Annotated in this window: 17 protein-coding genes; 13 read left to right on the top strand and 4 right to left on the bottom strand. The window is 37.7% G+C overall.

Features of this window, described 5'->3' with window-relative positions:
* Nucleotide 1 precedes the first annotated feature (1 nt).
* The 3 genes from AADJ06_RS01865 to AADJ06_RS01855 form a co-directional block, all read right to left on the bottom strand.
* Nucleotides 2-370, bottom strand: a complete 369-nt coding sequence (locus tag AADJ06_RS01865) for a four helix bundle protein (protein ID WP_341224692.1) — start codon at nucleotides 368-370, stop codon at nucleotides 2-4.
* 76 nt (nucleotides 371-446) lie between these two features.
* A complete protein-coding gene (locus AADJ06_RS01860; RefSeq protein ID WP_341224691.1) occupies nucleotides 447-1,850 on the bottom strand; it encodes an amidase family protein in 1,404 nt (467 codons plus the stop codon).
* Between the two features lie 2 nt (nucleotides 1,851-1,852).
* The gene (locus AADJ06_RS01855; RefSeq protein ID WP_341224690.1) at nucleotides 1,853-2,113 is read right to left on the bottom strand and encodes a hypothetical protein; all 261 of its coding nucleotides are present in this window, start codon (nucleotides 2,111-2,113) and stop codon (nucleotides 1,853-1,855) included.
* A gap of 254 nt (nucleotides 2,114-2,367) precedes the next feature.
* Here AADJ06_RS01855 and AADJ06_RS01850 point away from each other — a divergent pair, with 254 nt between their 5' ends.
* Genes AADJ06_RS01850 through AADJ06_RS01825 form a run of 6 tightly spaced genes read left to right on the top strand, consistent with a single transcriptional unit; the run spans nucleotide 2,368 to nucleotide 7,682 of the window.
* Nucleotides 2,368-3,201, top strand: coding sequence for an N-acetylmuramoyl-L-alanine amidase-like domain-containing protein (locus tag AADJ06_RS01850; protein WP_341224689.1), 834 nt, complete (start codon nucleotides 2,368-2,370; stop codon nucleotides 3,199-3,201).
* Between the two features lie 48 nt (nucleotides 3,202-3,249).
* Nucleotides 3,250-3,456 carry a DUF2281 domain-containing protein gene (locus AADJ06_RS01845; RefSeq protein ID WP_341224688.1) on the top strand — a complete coding sequence of 69 codons (207 nt, stop codon included), beginning with the start codon at nucleotides 3,250-3,252 and terminating at the stop codon, nucleotides 3,454-3,456.
* Entirely contained in the window at nucleotides 3,456-3,848 is a 393-nt protein-coding gene (locus tag AADJ06_RS01840; protein WP_341224687.1) for a type II toxin-antitoxin system VapC family toxin, read from the top strand. The genes AADJ06_RS01845 and AADJ06_RS01840 overlap by 1 nt, the downstream gene beginning before the upstream one ends.
* A 17-nt stretch (nucleotides 3,849-3,865) precedes the next feature.
* A complete protein-coding gene (locus AADJ06_RS01835; protein WP_341224686.1) occupies nucleotides 3,866-5,158 on the top strand; it encodes an aminopeptidase P N-terminal domain-containing protein in 1,293 nt (430 codons plus the stop codon).
* 60 nt (nucleotides 5,159-5,218) lie between these two features.
* The gene (locus tag AADJ06_RS01830; protein WP_341224685.1) at nucleotides 5,219-6,136 is read left to right on the top strand and encodes a phosphatase; all 918 of its coding nucleotides are present in this window, start codon (nucleotides 5,219-5,221) and stop codon (nucleotides 6,134-6,136) included.
* Between the two features lie 43 nt (nucleotides 6,137-6,179).
* The gene (locus AADJ06_RS01825; RefSeq protein ID WP_341224684.1) at nucleotides 6,180-7,682 is read left to right on the top strand and encodes an NFACT RNA binding domain-containing protein; all 1,503 of its coding nucleotides are present in this window, start codon (nucleotides 6,180-6,182) and stop codon (nucleotides 7,680-7,682) included.
* Here the strand turns inward: AADJ06_RS01825 and AADJ06_RS01820 are convergent.
* Nucleotides 7,679-8,149, bottom strand: coding sequence for a hypothetical protein (locus AADJ06_RS01820; protein ID WP_341224683.1), 471 nt, complete (start codon nucleotides 8,147-8,149; stop codon nucleotides 7,679-7,681). The genes AADJ06_RS01825 and AADJ06_RS01820 overlap by 4 nt on opposite strands.
* Before the next feature lie 182 nt (nucleotides 8,150-8,331).
* On the opposite strand from AADJ06_RS01820, the gene carB reads away from it, so the two are divergent.
* The 7 genes from carB to AADJ06_RS01785 all read left to right on the top strand — a co-directional run bounded on the left by carB (nucleotide 8,332) and on the right by AADJ06_RS01785 (nucleotide 18,214).
* Complete coding sequence (gene carB, locus AADJ06_RS01815; RefSeq protein WP_341224682.1) at nucleotides 8,332-11,175, top strand: carbamoyl-phosphate synthase large subunit; 2,844 nt, start codon at nucleotides 8,332-8,334, stop codon at nucleotides 11,173-11,175.
* 264 nt (nucleotides 11,176-11,439) lie between these two features.
* The gene (locus AADJ06_RS01810) at nucleotides 11,440-12,813 is read left to right on the top strand and encodes a glycosyl hydrolase (RefSeq protein WP_341224681.1); all 1,374 of its coding nucleotides are present in this window, start codon (nucleotides 11,440-11,442) and stop codon (nucleotides 12,811-12,813) included.
* Nucleotides 12,810-14,258 (top strand): NADH:flavin oxidoreductase, encoded by a 1,449-nt coding sequence (locus tag AADJ06_RS01805; RefSeq protein ID WP_341224680.1) that lies wholly within the window; start codon nucleotides 12,810-12,812, stop codon nucleotides 14,256-14,258. Before AADJ06_RS01810 ends, AADJ06_RS01805 begins: the two co-directional genes overlap by 4 nt.
* Before the next feature lie 216 nt (nucleotides 14,259-14,474).
* Nucleotides 14,475-15,242: a 3-ketoacyl-ACP reductase gene (locus AADJ06_RS01800; RefSeq protein ID WP_341224679.1), complete on the top strand. Its 768-nt coding sequence runs from the start codon at nucleotides 14,475-14,477 to the stop codon at nucleotides 15,240-15,242.
* Between the two features lie 133 nt (nucleotides 15,243-15,375).
* On the top strand, nucleotides 15,376-15,522 hold the full coding sequence (locus AADJ06_RS01795; protein ID WP_341224678.1) for a hypothetical protein: 147 nt from the start codon (nucleotides 15,376-15,378) through the stop codon (nucleotides 15,520-15,522).
* Nucleotides 15,523-15,550: 28 nt separating this feature from the next.
* A complete protein-coding gene (locus AADJ06_RS01790) occupies nucleotides 15,551-16,840 on the top strand; it encodes a hypothetical protein (protein ID WP_341224677.1) in 1,290 nt (429 codons plus the stop codon).
* Between the two features lie 84 nt (nucleotides 16,841-16,924).
* On the top strand, nucleotides 16,925-18,214 hold the full coding sequence (locus AADJ06_RS01785; RefSeq protein WP_341224676.1) for a hypothetical protein: 1,290 nt from the start codon (nucleotides 16,925-16,927) through the stop codon (nucleotides 18,212-18,214).
* The last annotated feature ends 13 nt before the right edge of the window (nucleotides 18,215-18,227 follow it).

Raw genomic sequence — 18,227 nt, 5'->3', positions numbered from 1 at the left:
TTTAACTGTTGTATGTTGTATCTTTAGCCTTTGTTATGATTCGAGAAATTTCATTCGCTTCTATTAAAAGCCTATTTAATTCCGCACTACTTTCTGTCATACTGGTGTCTTGTATAATTTCAAGCCAATACTCAGACTCGTCCGCTTCTTCTTCTACAATACATATCTTACTAAAAAACTCTTTTTTTGACCTTGCTCTACAAGCTGCTCTATAATTCGCACCTGTTGAAGTTGCAGACTTCACGAGTTGATATGTTATGACCGAAGAGGCTTTATTTTTCTTCAAAGTATCACAAAGGAAAATTACGTCAACAGCAAACTTCTTTGTTCTTGACTTCATTTTCTCAATAAAAACACTTTTCTCACTCATGCCATATTTATTTAAACCTTATTACTAAACCATTTTATCATTGGTGCATTGAAACATTACATCATTGTCTCAAAGTTTAAATGCTGTTTATGTAGTTAGCGAATTGTAAGACTTTATCTTCTCCACATTTATCAGCGGTAATTTGCATACCCGTCTCAGTTCCTTGCGGAACCGTTAGTGTAGGCAAGCCACCCAAACTAAAACCAACCGTGTAAGCATCTGAAAGATACATGGCCAATGGGTCCTTTAGGTTTTCCCCAATTATAGGTGTTGGCTGAGGTGTAACGGGCGATAGTATGATATCAACTTGTTTAAAATCAGAAGAAAACTTATCCGAAATCTCATCTCTTAAAGCTCTTGCTTTTAGATAAATAGCTTCTGAATGCCCCGTAGAAAGTACTTGATTCCCTCCTACTATTCTTCTTTTGGTTTCTTCCGTGAAGTTATCAGAACGCGTTTGGGCGTATATCTCTTTCAGGTTTTTACCATCTTTTCTATCACCATAATTCGTTCCGTCTAACCTTGCCAAATTTGAGGCTGTTTCAGCCATAGCTAAGGTATAGTAGGTAGAAACCAGTGTATCACTTTCGTAAAAATCTAGAGCTTCTACAGAAACACCCTCGCTTTTCAACTTATTTAACAAAGCCAGAAAGTCCTTCTTGATATTTGGGTGGATAGCTTCAGTTTCTATAAAGTTTTTATAGTACCCTACTTTCAAAGTCTTTGCATCTTCTGTGTTACCTAAAACTTCTTTTGAAACTGGCTTTGAATCAATAGTGGTTTGGTCATGATAATCTTTTCCGCTTAACACATTCAATACTATTCTAACATCTTCTAAGTTCCTAGCAATAGCCCCTACCACGTCTGTAGAAGATGCATAAGCCATTAAGCCATAGCGTGAAATTCTACCATAAGTAGGCTTCAAGCCATAAACCTTATTATAACCAGCCGGCTGACGAACCGAACCACCCGTATCTCCACCGATAGAAAACGTAGTGTAGTCCTTAGCCACATTTACGGCACTTCCGCCACTGGAGCCACCTGCTACTTTATTTTCGTCCAATGCATTTTTTGCAGAGCCAAAAACCGTATTCTCTGTACTACTACCGTGCCCGAAACTGTCACAGTTTTCTTTGACAATAGGAATAGCACCTGCGTCAATCAATTTTTGGATGGCAGTAGCCGTATAGGGCGAAATATACTTTTTAAGAAAATCAGAACTGGCAGAAGCAGGCTCCCCTTGCAAAAGATAAACATCTTTTAATCCAAAAGGAATACCTTCTAAAAGACCGATTGACTCACCTTCCTTAATTTTTGCATCAACAGCAGCCGCTTTTTCCAAAGCCTTTTCCGTTAATACAAAGTTTGCTGAATTATTGGTGCTGGCAGCCAAACTATCTAATTTACCCTGAACGAGCGACACACAAGTAGTTTCCTTATTCAAAAGGGCATTGTGCAGTTTTAAAATCTCTGACTCCATAATTATTCCTCTATCACTTTAGAAACTACCAAATAACCATTCTTTTCAATTGGAAAATTAGCCTTGATTAAGTTCTTTTCAATCTCAGAACTTTCAATTACCGTATCAGGCCTAAGACTGTCTAAATTGACAGCCGACACGCCCTTTGCATTATCTAAAGTAGTATTTGCTCCTTTGATAACCTCAAACAGTTTCTCTACGGCTTCCGAAGACTCGGCACCTTTTATACTGGATAGCACTTCCAGTGTCATTGTTTTACTCATTGCTAATCAAGCAGTTTCGGCAATTTTATTACCTTTCTAAATTTCCTTTAAACGCTTGTTTTCGAACCTAGGTTTCCAAACAAGCCACAAAGGTAAAAAAGTACAAGGGAATTAGCATATAAAATCCGTTTTGAGATGGTTTTAAATCTAAAATAAGCTGAACCCAAATTGAAATTATCAACTAATATTTGAAGTATATTTGCACAATATTTCGGTGATTTTCCTTTTAATAAATTAACAACAAATCGTTTCAATTGAAAACAACAAACACCTTCGTTTTTTTCCTATGTCTTTTCATAGGTCAAACTGCTCTTTCACAGTCTGCTGACGAGAAATTAGTAAAAGACTTTACATCAAACCTTACCTCAGAAACAAGAGGAGATAAGATGATTGAAATCGGGAAGAAATTCCTTGGCCGTCCATATATTGGTGGTACGCTTGAAGCTCCAAAAGAAGCTTTAATTTGTAGACTTGATGGCTTTGATTGTTACACTTTTGTAGAAACAATGCTTGCCATGGTGCTAACATCAGAGTATGACGATACTGGTCTAGATAACTTAAAAGAAGAGATTCAGTACCTACGCTATAGAGATGGTGAGATTAATGGGTATGCGTCTAGAGTACATTACTTTTTTGAGTGGGCAAAATTGGCTGAAAAGAACGGCGTAGTAACAGATTTAACACCTGAACTAGGTGAAGCAGCACCAAAGCCTATCAACTTCATGAGCACCCACCGTCAATACTATCCTGCTTTCAAGACAAACGATGCCGTTTGGAATCAGATAAAAACTATGGAAAAAGCGGTAAGCAGATATGAATTCCATGAAATCAAAAAAGAAAACCTTGCTGATGTGGCAGAAGGAATTCAAAATGGAGATATTTTAGCTTTTACTTCTAACATTGGCGGACTTGATGTAAACCATGAAGGTCTAGCTTACTGGAAAGGTGACCAACTTCATTTCATGCATGCTTCTTCAGAAGAGAAAAAGATTGTTATCTCAGATGAAACATTACAGTCATACCTAGATAGAATCAAAAAGCATTCTGGTTTAATGGTTTTGAGAGTTAACGAGGATAGTGATTTGTAGGCGTAAAATAATGAATTGATTCTTCCTTCCTTTTTACTAACTTTGAATATGGAAAATTTAAGTCTTTATACTCAATTGGAATCTCTTCCTAGCGATTTAAAAAAAGAAGTTTTAGACTTTATAGAGTTTTTAAAGTTTAAAATGGATAGAGAGCCGAAGTCATCAAAAAACAGGCAATTTGGTGTTTTAAAAGGGAAGATTTCCATGACCAATGACTTTGATGAGCCATTAGAGGATTTCAAGGAATATATGTAATGAATACCCCCTACCTTTTAGATAGCCATGCTCTTATTTGGTTTCTTTCTGGGAGTAAAGAAATGCCCAAGAAGATTCAAAAAATCATTACAGATACTGAGAACGAATGCTATGTAAGTATAGCTAGTATTTGGGAAATTGGGCTTAAAATAAATTTAGGAAAACTTCAACTGGGCATCTCATTCGAAGAACTAGCTGAGGTTCTAAATCTTAATCAAATTAAAACGCTACCTATTACTTTCAAACATATTCTAGCTTTAAATAAATTAGAAAATATCCATAAGGACCCTTTTGACCGGATAATCCTATGTCAATCAAAGATTGAAAAAATCAAACTGATTTCAAGAGACTCGGTTTTTAAAAGATATAAGGATGTAGAAATAATTTGGTAGAAACTCAAGTACAAAATATGCGTTACACTCCCCTCCCAAAAGAGCTTTACATCAAAAAAAGAAAGAAGCTGAAAGCTGCTTTAAAAAAGAACAGCATAGCTTTATTGACATCAAATGATGTGCTGCCAACTAATGCAGATGGGATAATGGGTTTCAAACAAAACTCAGACTTATTCTACTTAACAGGTATAGACCAAGAAGAAACTTACCTCCTACTTTTCCCTGACCATCCTAAAAAGAAGTTCAGGGAAATTCTTTTTATAAGAGAGACCAACGAGCATCTTAAAATTTGGGAAGGTGAAAAACTTTCAAAAGAGCAAGCACAAGAATTAAGTGGCATTAAAACGGTCAAATGGTCTGACGAAATTGACGACTTCCTTGATGAAAACATTGACCTTGCTTGCAAGGTTTACTTAAACTCAAATGAGCACACTGGCAAAAACGAAGATTTTATTTCTGAAAATATTCAGTTCAACAAATGGATTCGTAAGGCCTTTGGTGTCAAGAAACCCAAAAAACTAGCTCCTATTCTTTGGGAACTCAGGAGTATTAAAGAGCCAGAAGAACTAACACAAATCAAAAAGGCTATTTCTATTAGTAAAAAAGCCTTGCAAGTTTTTGCTGAAAAACTAAAACCAGGCATCCCTGAATATAAATTAGAGGCAGAACTGACCTATCAATTCTTGCTGAACAAATCAAGGGGGCATGCTTTTCAACCGATAGTGGCTTCTGGCAAAAATGCCTGCGTACTTCATTATATTAGCAATAATGAAATTTGTCAAGATGGCGACTTAGTTTTATTGGATTTTGGTGCCGAATACGGCAATTATAATGCTGACATTACAAGGTGTTTTCCCGTCAATGGAAAATTCACCAAAAGGCAAAAAGAGGTTTACAATGCCGTCCTAGCTGTTTTTAAGTTTTCTAAAGAGAGAATAGTAGCAGGAAACACCATGGCGAACCTGAGAAAGGAGACAATTAGTTACATGGAAAAAAAGCTTATTTCTTTAGGACTTTTGACCCAAAAAGAAATAAAGGCCCAAGACCCGAAAAAACCTTTATATAGAAAGTACTTCCCGCATGGCGTGTCGCACTATTTAGGTTTAGATGTACATGATGTAGGGCCTAAAGATGCAGAATTTAAAGCTGGCATGCTCTTCACTTGTGAGCCTGGCATCTATATTATGGAAGAAGGAATCGGAATCAGGCTGGAAAACGATATTCTGATTACAGAAAAAGGAAACATCGACTTAGGTGCAGATATCCCCATAGAAACTGAAGATATTGAAGCGATGATGGCAAAAGCTTAAGCTTTTCTAAAAAGTAAAACGGATTAGCTCTAAATTCGCAGTTCCATTAAAGAAATTCCATTGAAAAGAGCAATCATAGATTTAGGAACCAACACGTTCCACTTACTTATAGTAGACCAGCAAAACAACATTTTGTTCAAAACCTCCAAAGCTGCCAAAATAGGTATGGGAGGCATTAATCAAGGAATTATCACTAAAGACGGCATAGAAAGGGGCGTAGCAGTTTTGACTGAGTTTAAAGATAAGATTGTAGAATCTGATATTCCCTTAAATCAAATCTTCGCTTTTGGCACCTCCGCCCTTAGAAGTGCCAGCAACCAAGCTGAAGTCCTAAAAGCTATTGAAGATGCTACCGGAATAAAGGTTCAGGTAATATCAGGAGACCGTGAGGCAGAATTGATTTATAAAGGAGTAAGCCAAGCCGTCTTTATTAAGGATAATAATTTGATAGTAGACATAGGCGGCGGAAGTGTAGAATTTATTATTTGTAATGAGGCTGGCGTTCTTTGGAAAAAGAGTTTAGAAATAGGCGGCCAGAGAATGATGGAATTATTCATGGACAAAGACCCTATTCCTCATACTTCGGTCAATAAACTTGACGATTACCTTAGAGAAAAATTATTGCCATTGGCGAATGCCTGCCATCAATATTCCCCTGCCATTATGGTGGGTTCTTCTGGAAGTTATGATACCTTAAACAACATGTATTACTTCAAAAAAACAGGAGAAGCTACGCCTGAAAACCAAGTAGGATTTGACTACCCCATGGAAGAGTTTATTGACATTTATGAGAAACTCTTGACTCTTAACAGAGAAGAGAGAATGGCTATTCCTGGCATGATAGAACTACGAGTAGAAATGATAGTGGTGGCGGTTTGCTTAATCCGTTATTTGATTCAAAATTTTGGTATGAATACTATTAAAATATCAAAATACGCCATGAAAGAAGGAATTCTAAAAGAAACCAATGCATTGTAATTATCATTTCTTTAAACATTTAGTACCGAGTCTCCATGAAAAAATGGCAGGCCTAGAATTACTGTCTTGTTTCAGTCAGGAAAAAGATGAGATGGTGATAGGTTTCGGTAATCCTGAACGAGACTTTTTCATCAAATGCTCCGTTTTACCAAGCCATAGTGGTTTATACTTCACGGAGGTTTTCCATAGGGCTAAAAGAAATTCCATCGACCTTTTCAAAGAACTATTGAATGAAACGGTTGAAAAGGTTGAAGTTTTTGACAATGAAAGGGCCTTTGCTGTTTATTTAAGCAATCAAAAAGTAATGGTCTTCAAGATGTTTGGAAATCGCTGTAATATTCTGGCATATCAGAATGACGAATTACTCCATCTTTTTAATAATACGCTCAAACAGGATTTTGATTTAAAAATTACAGATTTCAGTCAAGAAAATACCGCTTCTTTTGAGGTTTTTGAGGCGGCGGATGGCGATGTATTTAAAGTCTACCCTACTTGGGGGAAATTACCCCAAAAGGTTTTCAAAGAAAAACGTAGCGGTGACTTAGAACAAGACTGGGCATTGGTTCAAGACATCAATAGTGTTCTGAACATAGGTCAGTTTTATTTGATTAGAATAAACGACCGACTTCAACTCTCCTTATTAGAAGTAGGTGAAGTTTTAAAAACCTTTGATGACCCTATTGCAGCAGCAAATGCATATTTCGTAGAGAAAATGCAGGTGACCCAGCTAGATTCTGAAAAGACGCAGCTCAAAAGAAAAATTCAAAAATCAATAAAAGGCTGTGAGCAATACCTAAAACAAGCCAATCAAAGGCTTGACCAAATAATTCTTGCAACTAGTAACCAAGACATTGGTCATATTTTGATGGCTAACCTTCATGCCATTCCGCCTAAGGCTACTTCGGTAGAGTTATTGGATTTTGTCAACAATGAGCCTATCACCATAAAACTAAAGAAAGACCTTTCTGCTCAAAAAAACGCTGAGAACTATTACAGAAAAGCTAAGAAAGAGAAAATTGAAATTGACTTTTTAGAAAAGAATATTGCCAAAAGAGAAAAAGAGTTAGAAGAACTTCAGGCAAACCTTGAAAGCCTAGAAGAAGAAGTTTCACTTCGTGAGCTAAGGAAATTTGCTAAAAAAGAAGACTTGGTAGAAAAGAAGAAAAAAGATAAAGGCGTAGAAGAGCTTTTCAAACACTTTGAAGTAAATGGTTTTAAAATACTAATTGGTAAAAACTCCAAAAATAACGACCTCCTCACTTTAAAGTATGCTTCAAAAAATGACCTTTGGCTTCATGCTAAAGATGTACCAGGTTCGCATGTGATTATAAAAGAACATCCAGGTACAAGGACACCGGTATACGTCATAGAAAAAGCAGCCAGTTTAGCTGCATGGTTTTCTAAAAGAAAAAATGACAGTATGGTGCCCGTGGCCTACACTCCAAAAAAGTTCGTAAGAAAAGTAAAAGGTTCTTTAGCTGGTCAAGTAATGGTAGATAAAGAAGATGTAATTTTAGTAGAGCCTATTGACCCGTCTAAGTTTTAATACTCTAATTTACTTTGTTCCGCAATTGAATAAATCAAGTTCACCGTACCCATAGAATACAATTCTAACTTCTCAAAAGCATTTTTAATATAGATTCCGTTTACTAGAAACCGTATTACATCGTTATTCTGGGCTATTTCTAATATAGAACTAATATTTCCTTTCTCCCCTATAGTTTCGGATGCTATTAGCCTACCTCCTCTAACTAGGTCAACTTCTATTTTAGGAATAACTAATTCTGAGCCAGAATCATTACCCACAGAAAATGCTTTAAATTCAATATCCTTATCACTAATATCAATAGTTTTGACATTGTTTAAAGACTTGCCATTTGCGGTAACTTTTATCTGAAGGTGCGACGGGTTATACACGGGCAAGATGGAAACCTCGCCTTGAGCAAATACCGAATACGAACTGAGTAAACTTATTATAATAATAAGTGATGTTTTGATTTTTATAGGAAGCATTATCTTATTAAAGAATTAATGTTGCAAAAGAAACGATTCAAATTGGAATTGTCCAACTATTGGATGGAAATTTTACGCCATCTACATGAATTTATACAAAAACCCAACCAATATTATAAAGAAACAAAAACATCCTTTAACTTTGGGCTTCGATGAATAAATCGAAATACCTCCTCTAAAAAATGCCAAAAAATCCCAATCTGAAATCAGTCTTGATTATCGGCTCTGGTCCTATTATTATAGGTCAAGCTTGTGAATTTGACTACTCTGGCTCTCAAGCCGCTCGTTCTTTAAGAGAAGAAGGAATTGAAGTTTCGCTAATTAACTCAAATCCTGCTACCATTATGACGGATCCATTAAACGCGGATCATGTCTATTTAAAGCCTCTTGAAAAGAAATACATTAAAGAAATTCTCGAAAAACACGTAGAAATGGGGAAACCTATTGATGCTGTTTTGCCTACTATGGGTGGTCAAACTGCCCTAAACTTAGCTATCGATTGTGACGAAGCTGGGCTTTGGGAAAAATACAATGTAGAGATGATTGGTGTTGATATTGACGCCATTGAGACTACTGAAGACAGAGAAAAGTTCCGTTTAAAAATGAATGAACTAGGTGTTAACGTTTGTAAAGGACGTACAGCACGCTCATTCTTAGAAGGAAAAGAAATTGCCCAAGAAATTGGTTTCCCTTTAGTAATTAGACCTTCGTTTACCATGGGTGGCTATGGTGGTGGTTTTGTAAATTCTGCTGAAGATTTTGACAAAGCCCTTAATGCAGGTTTACACGCTTCTCCAGTACATGAAGTACTTGTGGAGCAATCTATCCTAGGTTGGAAAGAATACGAACTAGAGCTACTAAGAGATAACATTGGTAACATAATCATTATATGTACCATTGAAAACTTTGACGCCATGGGCGTGCATACGGGTGATTCTATCACTGTAGCTCCTGCCATGACACTTCCAGACACCGTTTACCAGCACATGCGAGACATGGCCATCAAAATGATGAATGGAATAGGGATGTTTGCCGGAGGCTGTAATGTACAGTTCTCTTTGAGCCCAGATGATGACCAATTAATTGGGATTGAGATTAACCCACGTGTGAGCCGTTCATCGGCACTAGCATCTAAGGCCACAGGATACCCAATTGCCAAAATAGCTGCAAAGCTAGCCATTGGATATAATTTAGATGAATTAACAAACCCTATTACTGGGAGTACTTCGGCGTTTTTTGAGCCTGCTATAGACTATGTAATTGTTAAAGTTCCAAGATGGAATTTTGATAAATTCAAAGGAGCAGATAGAAAATTAGGACTTCAAATGAAGGCCGTAGGTGAAGCCATGGGTATTGGACGTAACTTCCAAGAAGCCTTACAAAAAGCCTGTCAATCTTTAGAAATTAGAAGAAACGGATTAGGAGCAGATGGAAAAGAATTAAGAGACCAAGCGGCTCTTAAAGAAAGTTTAGAGCACCCTTCTTGGGATAGGCTTTTCCATATTTATGACGCTTTTAAAGCTGGATTATCTTTCAATACAATTCAGAAATTAAGTAAAATTGACAAGTGGTTCTTGCATCAAATTGAAGAACTTATTCAATTAGAAAAACAAATTGAAGTTTTCAAGCTAGCTGATTTACCTTCTAATCTTTTACTAGAAGCAAAGCAAAAAGGTTATGCCGACAGGCAAATAGCTCATTTGTTACATTGCCTTGAAAGTGAGGTTTCTGCCAAAAGGCTAGAAATGGGCATCAAAAGAGCCTATAAGTGTGTAGATACCTGCTCGGCCGAGTTCCCTGCCGAAACTCCATATTACTATAGTACGTTTAATGTAACGCAGGATAACCCTGACAACGAATCTATAGTTTCTGATAAAAAGAAAATCTTAGTAATTGGTTCTGGTCCAAACAGAATTGGTCAAGGAATTGAGTTCGATTACTCATGTGTTCATGGAGTTTTAGCCGCAAAAGAATGTGGTTATGAAACCATCATGATTAACTGTAATCCTGAAACGGTTTCTACCGACCCTGATATTTCAGATAAACTGTACTTTGAGCCAGTTTTCTGGGAGCATGTATATGATATCATTCAGCATGAAAAGCCTGAAGGTGTTATAGTACAGTTAGGCGGTCAAACAGCCCTTAAGATGGCTGAAAAAATGACCAAATACGGTATCAAAATTATTGGTACATCTTGGGAAGCTCTAGACCTTGCAGAAGATAGAGGAAGGTTCTCTGAAAAATTAGTAGAGCTTGATATTCCATATCCAAAATTCACAACGGTAAGAACCGCGGATAGAGCAGTAGAAGTATCTAAGGAGCTTGGTTTCCCTTTATTGGTTCGTCCTTCTTATGTACTAGGAGGTCAAAACATGAAGATTGTTATCAACGAGCAAGAACTTGAACAGCATGTTGTTAAAATTTTGAATGACATCCCTGATAATAATATCCTTCTTGACCATTTCTTAGAAGGTGCTGTAGAAGCCGAAGCCGACGCCATTTGCGACGGTGAAGATGCCTACATCATTGGTATTATGGAGCACATTGAGCCTGCCGGAATTCACTCTGGTGACTCTTATGCGGTATTACCTGCCTTTGATTTGTCAGAAAATGTGATGAATCAAATAGAGGAATATACCAAACGAATTGCGATAGCTCTTGATACCAAAGGTCTAATCAATATTCAATTTGCCATCAAAGATGAAATCGTTTATATCATTGAGGCAAATCCTAGAGCGTCTAGAACTGTTCCTTTTATTTGCAAAGCGTACCAAGAGCCATATGTAAACTATGCCACTAAGGTTATGCTAGGTGAATTGAAAGTAAAAGACATTGATTTCAATCCTGTCAAAAAAGGTTATGCTATCAAAATACCAGTCTTCTCTTTCCATAAGTTTCCTAATGTAAACAAAGAGCTAGGACCTGAAATGAAGTCGACAGGAGAAGGGATTTTCTTCATTGATGACCTGAAAGACGAGTTCTTTTTAGATATTTATAAAAAGAGAAATATGTTTATGAGTAGGTAATTTTGACCACCTCATACTCTTAATACTAAAAAGCAGCATAGTAATACTATGTTGCTTTTTTCTTTTTTGGACTATTGAAAAAAAACATTTCAATACTTAAACCCATGAAGTCTGCCATTTTTTTAATTACTTAGAGCACTGTTTCAACCCTCTATAAGAAAATTAACATTGACTAGCTTGTCAATTAAGCCTTGGATTTATTATCCATGGAAACTCATAGTGGTTTGAAGCTAAATTTTCACTTAAATAAAAGACGCATTATCAATGCAAATTGATTACAACCTCAACCCTAGCGATTTAGAATCTAAACTCTCCGACTTCTGGGAATTATCTGGACAAAAGATAATTGATATTGAAAAAAACTACGATAGTTCTAACGGAGCTCCCGTTTTCACGGTCAATGGAAAATACTCTTCAAGAGGCTGGACAGAATGGACCGAAGGTTTTCAATACGGCTCTGCCCTACTTCAGTTTGAAGCCACCGGCGACGAGCAGTTTCTCAAAATTGGAAAAGACAACACCATAAATAAAATGGGTTCTCACTTGACCCACATCGGTGTTCATGACCACGGTTTTAATAATATTTCTACCTATGGAAATCTTTTAAGATTCATGAATGACGGCCTAATCCCATACAATGAGTGGGAGGCCGAATATTATAAAATGGCTCTTAAAGTAAGTGGAACTGTACAAGGAGCCAGATGGACCGACATAAAAGACGGCGGCTATATCTACTCTTTTAATGGTCCACATTCGCTTTTTGTGGATACTATAAGGTCGGTAAGGATTTTAATGCTGAGTCATTTTATGGGACATCAGTTTAAAGGAGAAAATGACCAAATTATAAGTCTTCTAGAAAGAGGCATTAAACATATTATGGCTACCGCCAAATACAATGTTTATTATAATGAAGGCAGAGACAAATACGACGATTGGGGACGCACGGCACATGAGTGCATTTTCAATGTCAATGATGGTAACTTCCGTTCACCAAATGCTCAGCAAGGTTTTAGTGGATTCACCACATGGACCAGAGGTTTATCTTGGGCAGTTTGTGGTTTTGCAGAAGAATTAGAATTCTTTCATAAAATACCAGAAAGTGCTTTTCCAGAAGCCTATCCTAAATCTGAGTTGATTGCCCTTTTAGAAAAGGGAGCTAAAGCCACTTGCGACTTCTTCATTGAAAACACGGCCAAAGATGGCATACCATATTGGGATACAGGAGCACCAAACCTATATAAGCTTGGTGATTACAAAACCGTAGACTCTGACCCATATAATGCTTATGAGCCTATTGACAGTACCGCAGCGGCCATAGCAGCCCAAGGTTTACTAAGATTAGGTAAAATCCTGAATGACGACAAATACACTAAGGCTGGCCTAACCTCCTCAAAAGCTCTTTTAAGCAGCCCTTATATTTCTGAAGAAAAAAGCCATCAAGGCATATTGCTACATAGTATTTATCATGAACCTAATGGTTGGGATAATGTGCCAGCAGGGCAAACAATAGCCTGCCACGAATCAAGTATGTGGGGCGACTACCACGTCAGAGAACTTGCCATTTACATTGATAAAATGATTAAAGGCAAGCCAGATTATGCGTTTTTTAACTGTATCGAAGAATTTAGAAACAAATGAGTAAGAAGAACAAAGCGAAATATCCGAAAATAGCTCAGCTTAAAACAGCCGAAAAATTCACAGGGCATTTAAACGAGATTGGAGCAGACCTACCATTTAGTCATGACGTGGACTCTGGAGATTCTTCTGTTTTTGCAGAAAAAATCAAACTAAAATCTGGTTCTGAAATAGGTAACCGCTTTTGCATACTTCCCATGGAAGGCTGGGACGGAACCACCGACGGAAAACCTACAGAGCATACCATAAGAAGATGGAAGAACTTTGCCCTTAGTGGTGCAAAATTACTTTTCGGCTGTGAGGCCGTAGCGGTAAATCCAGAAGGAAGAGCCAACCCTAATCAGTTGATGATTAACGAAGCCAACTTTGACGATTTCAAGGACCTCCACAATATGCTTTATACAGAGCATGAAGCAGCGTTTGGAGATACCTCTGATTTAATGGTAGGTCTTCAGCTTACGCACTCAGGTAGGTTTTGTAAACCGAACGACAAACACAAGATGGAGCCTAAAATCTTGTACTACCATCCTGTATTAAATGAAAAACAAGGTTTAGGAGAAGACTACCCAATCCTTACTGACGAATATATTGACGGCTTAATTCAAGACTATGTTAAAGCTGCGGTTTTAGCACAAAAAGCAGGTTTTGACTTTGTTGACGTCAAACATTGCCATGGTTATTTAGGCCACGAATTCCTTTCGTCTTATGACCGCCCTGGTAAATATGGCGGAAGCATGGAAAACAGAACTCGTTTCTTAAGAGATATTGTGGCTGGTATAAAAGCAGCGGCACCGGGCTTGCAAATGGGCATAAGACTAAGTGCTTTTGACTGGATTCCTTTTAAAGCAGATGAAGATGGTTTTGGAGAACCATTCAATGATAAGAAAAGCTATAAATATGCTTTCTCTGGCACTCCAGATGGCCTTTCAGAAGAGTTGGAGGAGACTTTTCAGTTTATCAAACTAGCCCAAGACTTAGGTATAGAGCTAATATGCGTAACTGGCGGAAGCCCTTATTATAACCCGCACCTTACCAGGCCGGCAATTTTCCCTCCTTCTGATGGTTATTTACCACCTGAAGACCCACTTATTGGCGTGGCTCGTCAAATAAATGTAACTGCACAAATAAAGGCACAATTTCCTGAGATGGTAATCATTGGTTCTGCCTACTCCTATTTACAAGAATGGCTGCCGAACGTAGCCCAAAGTGTGCTAGATGATAAAAAGGCAGACATGGTCGGTTTTGGAAGAATGGTACTAAGCTACCCTGAAATGCCAGCAGATATTATCAAAGGCGAAGTAGTGAAAAGGAATAAAATCTGTAGAACTTTCTCCGACTGTACCACAGGACCAAGAAACGGCCTTATCTCAGGTTGTTTCCCACTAGACCCGTATTACAAAGCAATGCCAGAAGCAAAAGTGGTGAAGGAAATTAGAAGTAAGATGTAGTGCCTCCTTTAAATATTCATTGTTCTTAGGATTCGATGATAGCAGGAAAAAAATCTAGAATTAATATTTCAATGCTCTAAGGAGTAAATGATACAAGAGATAAATTAGACAACTGTTTGAGCATTGAAACATTTCCACATTGTAGCATTGTCACTGGATATTAAATACATAAGAAAAAAAGCCCATAGCTAAAAGCTAATGGCTCAAATCAAAAAAATGAAAGTAGCACTAATAACCGGAGGAAGCCGAGGAATAGGCCTAGGCATAGCCAAAGCATTAGCCGAAAAAGGATATAACTTAGCCATAAACGGCGTAAGAGACGAAAGTGGCGTAAAGGAAGTTTTAAATGAATTAAAAGCTTACGGTCAAGATGTAATCTACTGCCAAGGCGATATTTCTAAAGCAGAAGACAGAGAAAGTATTGTCAGGAAAATCAAAGAGCATTACGGGCAATTGAATGTTTTGGTCAATAATGCAGGAGTAGCTCCAAAGGTTAGAAAAGACATGCTCGAGATAGACGAAGAAAACTTCGACTACATGATGAACATAGTGCAAAAGGGTACTTTTTTCATGAGCCAACTGGCCGTTAAAGAACTCATAGCGGGAAAAGAGAAAGACCCTAACTTTGAGGCTTGTATGATAAATATCACCTCTATCTCTGCCAGAACAGCCTCTACAAACAGAGTAGAATACTGCATGGCAAAAGCTAGTTTAAGTATAATGAGTACATCTTTTGCTGTAAAGCTGGCCGAATTTGGCATACCTGTTTATGAGGTACAGCCCGGCGTAATATCTACAGATATGACCACCGTGGTAAAAGACAAATACGAAAAACTAGCTTCTGACGGCATCATCCCAGAAAGAAGAATGGGTACACCAGAAGATATTGGCACACTTGTCGCCGCTATGGCCACAGGCCAAATCCCTTATTGCACGGGTCAAATGATAGCTCCTGATGGCGGAATGGGGATTTGGAGGTTGTAGGTTAGCTTGGGCATCCCTCGTGTTTTTTCAGTTACTTCTTCCTATTTGACCTTATGCAAATTGGTAAGTAGACCTCTTACAAAGCAATGCAGACGCCTATAATATCATTGAAATAAAAGCCACCTCCACAGTCATGCCAAACCTTTTTGAAAACTTAGATAAGTTGGCCGCAATTGGCGGTAATGACATTGCAGATAAAATTCTAGTCTATGGCGACAAGGAAAATCGGAACAGGACGAAGTATGCTTTTTGGAGGTGGAGAGGCTCTGGAAATTCATAAAAATCTAAATACTCCCTAACTTAGCAGGATGAAAAACATCCTAATTCTCCTAATGGCCCTAACAGCCTGCCAAACCCAACCAAACACCAAACCAGCACTAGACAAACTAGCCACAGAATACGTAAAGCTAGGTTTGGAAATAGGCCAACAAGATGCAGATTTTGTGGATGCATATTATGGCCCCGATAGTTTAAAGCCTGAAGTTGTAGAATATGAAGCTTTTCCTAAAGATGAGTTTTTAGAAAAGATTATTTCGCTACAAAACAGCTTCGAGGGCTATATAAGTTCTGAAAAAGATAGCATCAACATCAAAAGAGCCAATTACATCAGTGCTCAATTAAACGCCTATGCCGAGCGTGTGAGAATAGTTGGCGGAGAAACCTCTGATTTTGATGTAGAATCTATGGCTTTATTTGGTGTGGAAGCTCCTCATTATGACACGGCTCACTTTGAAAAAGCCATTGAAAAACTTGAGGTCTTTTTACATGGAGAAGGCACTTTACAAGAACGTTTTCAAAACTTGGCTAGCCGATTTGTCATTCCAGTAGAGAAATTAGATACGGTTATGAAAGCCGCCATTGCCGAAGCCAGAAAACGAACGCACGAGCACTACCCTATTCCTGAAAATGAAAATTTCAGTTTGGAATTTGTGAACGATAAGGCTTGGAGTGGCTATAACTGGTATCAAGGAAATTTCACTTCTCTGATTCAAATAAACACCGACTTTCCTATTTCTATTGAGCGAGTTATTGACGTGGGTAGCCACGAGTCTTACCCTGGTCATCATGTTTTTAATATGTTATTAGAAGAAAACCTCTATAATAAACAAGGTCTTATTGAAACCAGCATTTACCCGCTTTTCAGTCCACAGTCGCTCATTGCCGAAGGCTCTGCCAATTACGGCATTGACGTTGCTTTTCCTGGGACAGATAAAATCACATTTGCTAAAGAGGTCCTCCTACCATTAGCAGGCTTAGATACCACAGGTATAACAAAATATTTTAATGCCCTAGAACTAGTGGGTGAGTTAAATTATGCAGGAAATGAGGTAGCTAGAGGCGTACTAAACGGCACCATGACAGACCGAGAAGGAATTGACTATCTAATCAAATATGGTTTTTACAGCCCAGAGAAGGCAAAACAAAGAATAGCTTTTACCAAGAAGTATAGAAGCTATGTTATCAATTATAACTACGGTAAAGATTTAGTTAAAAACTACATAGAAAGCAAAGGAGGAACGGCCGACAATCCTCAAAAAAGATGGGAGCTGTTTGGTGAATTATTAAGTAATCAGGTATTGCCAGTAGATTTAAAATAGGCCCATTATTCTTATAAGCCATGCCGTAAAATAAAACACTAAGTTTTAAATAGTGTTTTTTTCATAATTGCTTTAAAATGCAATATGAAAACTAGCCATCTATTAAAGACATTCTTATTCTTAATATTTACCATTCAAATTGGCTTTGCCCAGTCTGTTATTCTAACTCCTGATGAAGGCGTTAAAGCCAATAAACTGCATGATGCAGATAATGACACAAGAGTAGAAGTGGAACAAATACCAGACAACGATAAAATCCGATTTCACATTAAAGGAAAAGAAATTGGAGTTATGGACACAAGTACTTTTCATTTAGAGCATGGCTACTATAGCCTCTTCATTGGTAAAAATGCAGGAATTAATAATTATTCGTTTCTAACACCTAGCGGATTTGGCTATAGCGTACCGGATGGGGGACATTCTAATGTAGGGATCGGCTATAATGCACTTCGATACAACACAACTGGCCCCAAAAATACAGCATTAGGCAGTTCATCCTTACGTAATAATTTATCAGGCTCAAATAATACCGCATTTGGTAATTATAGTTTATTCTCTAACATAGACGCTTCCGAAAATACCGGAGTTGGCTCGTATGCATTAACAGATAACACCACTGGAGAAGGAAATTCTGCTTTAGGTTACAATACTTTAAAGGAGAACACTAGCGGTCAGAACAATACTGCGATTGGCTTTGAAGCTCTAAGACGAAACGAAATAGGAAATTATAATTCCGCTATTGGCCATCAAGCCGGAAATAGACTACGTTCTGGAAGCTATAATTTATTCCTAGGCACCTATTCCGGGGCTTCGGACACTTTGGGTAACAGAAATGTTTACATTGGATATAAAGCTGGGGCTTTAAATCAATACAATTCTTTCCAGCCTTACCAAACTAGAGAAGGAAATGTTTTTATAGGGAATGAAGCTGGAGGAAATGAGACAAGGAGCAACCGCCTTTACATAGAAAACTCAAGTTCACAAACACCTCTTATCTATGGTAATTTTGAAGACGATAGTCTTAAAGTTAATGGCAATCTAGAAGTGACAGAAAATGTAAACACCGCAGGCTTCACACAACTAGGTGAAGAATCCCCCGCCATTAAATTAAAAACTATAATAGACACTTCGCCAGCAAGCCAAAATGGAACAAAAAGTATTCCACATGGTTTAAATGCGACCAAAATAATCAATGTATCAGTTTATATAAATAGTAGTGTCCAAAATTGGGTCCCTCCTAACTATCATGGTGGTCCCAACTACGAATATGATTACTATTTTAACTCTACCAACGTGGTGATTAAAACAATGGTGAACAACTCCGCAAATGTCATCGATAAACCACTCAAAATATTGATAACTTATACGCAGTAGTTTGGTGGTTCAT

Origin of the sequence: uncultured Arcticibacterium sp., assembly GCF_964021845.1 — a bacterium.
GTDB lineage: Bacteria > Bacteroidota > Bacteroidia > Cytophagales > Spirosomataceae > Arcticibacterium.
Note: the sequence above shows the minus strand (reverse complement) of the source record. Positions and strands in the feature narration are given on the sequence as shown.